Source organism: Leisingera sp. F5 (assembly GCF_001593695.1).
This window is the reverse complement of the sequence record NZ_LUKH01000438.1, coordinates 1-2,464: the sequence shown is the minus strand read 5'-3', so window position 1 is coordinate 2,464 and position 2,464 is coordinate 1. Positions and strand designations below refer to the sequence as shown.

At 58.4% G+C, this 2,464-nt stretch carries 4 protein-coding genes; 1 reads left to right on the top strand and 3 read right to left on the bottom strand.

Translation table 11 applies throughout. From position 1 onward, the window contains the following. The 3 genes from A2I95_RS31550 to A2I95_RS31540 all read right to left on the bottom strand — a co-directional run. Nucleotides 1-243 (bottom strand): hypothetical protein (locus A2I95_RS31550; RefSeq protein WP_291736172.1); only part of this gene is annotated, 243 nt, incomplete at its 3' end. Between the two features lie 153 nt (nucleotides 244-396). Further along, a complete protein-coding gene (locus tag A2I95_RS31545) occupies nucleotides 397-579 on the bottom strand; it encodes a hypothetical protein (protein WP_027258207.1) in 183 nt (60 codons plus the stop codon). A 265-nt stretch (nucleotides 580-844) separates the two neighbouring features. Further along, the gene (locus A2I95_RS31540) at nucleotides 845-2,236 is read right to left on the bottom strand and encodes a hypothetical protein (RefSeq protein ID WP_291736169.1); all 1,392 of its coding nucleotides are present in this window, start codon (nucleotides 2,234-2,236) and stop codon (nucleotides 845-847) included. Between the two features lie 46 nt (nucleotides 2,237-2,282). Between A2I95_RS31540 and A2I95_RS31535 the strand changes: the two genes are divergently transcribed. Next, the coding region (locus tag A2I95_RS31535) for a GTP-binding protein (protein WP_291736166.1) at nucleotides 2,283-2,464 on the top strand (182 nt) is incomplete at its 3' end.

Sequence of the window (2,464 nt, the reverse complement as noted above, 5' to 3'; positions counted from 1 at the left end):
ACTAGAGGACTGGCGCACGACCTGGGCCTGATGCGGATCGGAAAACCATTTTGAGACGGTCTTGCGCTCGGCCCGTGTCAGGCTGCGGTTGGCCACTTTCTGGATGCAGCTGCACAACCCGGGCGAGGCGGCGGTGCGGTCCGATTGGCGGCAGGCGCGCTCAATCGCGCCGGCGTCGGCGCCGACGGGCGCCAGCGCGGTGAGGAACCCGGCGCAAAGCGCGGCGGTCAGGAAGGATTTCATCTGGCTCGTGCCTCGTTTTTTGGCAAGCGGGTCTGCTGCCCGCGGAATTACCCGCAGTATGCCAAAAGCCAAAGCGCGATTCAATCATGGTAAACGGGATGCTGAAAGGTTCGGAGCGCCGTTGTCTGCGGCGCCCCGGTCTTGTGTCCTGCCTCAGGCCTGGTTCGGCCCGCGCAGGGCGCGGATTGCCTGGCGCACGGCTTTCCAGTCCGCCGCCTCGTCGTCTTTGCCGGCTTCTTCGCAGGCGCGCATCTTCTGTGCGGCCTCAAGCTCGGCCTTGTCGCCATGCGCGCTGTAGAGCGCGCGGGCATATTCGGTCGCTTTGATTGCATCCATGCGGGTCGTCCTCCTTTGCTGTGTTTCCCGCCAGAGGGGCGCGCGTTTCGCGGAATGAGGCGAGTATAGCGCATTTTGGTCCCGTGCGCAGGGAGAGCGGAAAATTTGACGGGGTTTTGGGTTGCGGGGGGGCAGGTGGTGTCCACGACCCGAGGGAGCAACAGTTGCGGCATAGTGCAGAGGGCGGCGTCTTCCCGCGAGGAGTGAGAATGCCTCCCGGAAACCATCCGGGGGTGGTTTCGCTTTCGAACGGGCACAGCCCTGCTCAGGCGCGGCCAGGCCTTTCGGCCGGGCGGGAGGGGCAAATTTCTATGCTGCCTTCTGCCGGTACGTGTGCGCTTGCAGGAGTGCCTTGAGGCGAAGGTGAGACTTCGCCAAAAATCGCATCTCTAAAATACGCAATGTTCTCAAGTCGGCGCTGCATGCCAGCAGTGTCTCCGCTAACGATCCAAAGGCCGCCACAAAGAGCGGCGTATAACTTCCAGTCACCTAGGCTTGTGCCAAGTTGTTTTTTGAAAGCCTCGGAAAACACCGACGGTTTCGAGGTGCTGGCTCTCTTCAGTTCGCTTTCGAGTTGCGCAACTTTTGCGTTTAACCGACCAATCTCGGCCTTTAGCTGGTCTTCTGCCTCAACAGAGGTGTTTTCACTAGCGGGTGCCTTTTGGAGGGCGGCATGTACTGCAAGCAGCATACCCGGTAAACTGGAGATCGGCTCCAAAGCTTCGGGCAGGGCATTGGCACCGGTTTCCGCGTGGAAGCGTTCAACGCTCTGCGCAACCTGCGCGGCAAGGCTTTGCAGGCTTGCAGACGCGATGACCCGGTTCTCGATCAGGCGGCTGACGGAATTGGGTTCGTGCTTAGGGAACCTCTGCTTGTCCGCTGGCTGCCTATGGAACTCAGCCTTGATGCGCTCGATTTCGGCGGCGACAGCTTCGGGGCCTTCCTTCCAGATGGAATCTTCGATTTCAGCTACTCGGCGCTGCAGTATCCAATCTAGCGGTTTGCCACTGACAATCCCCCAATACCAATCGTGCCAGAAAGGCGTGTTGAGGAAATCGGGGCCAGCGTCTTCCGGTAAATGGACTTTGGGGAGCCCTGCGCCGGAGAAGGAGCGATCCATAGAGGGAAATTCAGTTAGTTCGGGCCAGAGAGGTGCCGAAAAGTCGAGGTCATCAGGGTCAGACGAGCCGGCGACCTCTATCGTCAGCAGCTGTCGGCTAGCTGCGAGAGTGTCGGTTCTCCCCGGGTTCTCTGCTCTATACTTCTGTACAGCGGCCATCGAGTCAGAAAGGCAAAGTTCACTGCAAATTCTGATGTCGTGCCTGTCGGAAACGACAGCGCACCTAGCGGCGTTTTTGGCGCTGATTGAAATGTCGTATTTTGCGCCGCCACCGGGTAAGCCTAGCTTCTCTAAGCTATCTATTCGAACAACGACTGGACCCATCTTCGTCGCCACACATAGAAGCAAAGCTGCCCGGTACAGATTGAGCAAATGCTTGAGTGTTATTGGTGGTTCACTAGCTCTGGTTCGTTTGGGTTGAGAGAAGATACAAGGCATAGCCCTGACAAAGGTGCGAGCAATAACGTACCTTCGGTGCCAGTCAGGGAGGTCCAAGGAGAGGTCGATTGCTTCACTGTATGACGCTGGAATGTCCACTCAATTCTCCTTGACCAAACCCCGAAACCAAATCATATCCCCTTGCATGACAGAGCTCTCAAAGATCCGCAATTTCTCCATCGTCGCCCACATCGACCATGGCAAATCCACCCTCGCTGACCGGCTCATCCAGGAGACCGGCACGGTGAAGGACCGCGATATGAAGGAACAGCTGCTCGACTCGATGGATATCGAGCGCGAGCGCGGGATCACCATCAAGGCCAACAC

Bases quoted from the DNA above. Each gene is read 5' to 3' on its own strand.
- A2I95_RS31545 (WP_027258207.1), bottom strand. From the start codon at position 579: ATGGATGCAATCAAAGCGACCGAATATGCCCGCGCGCTCTACAGCGCG.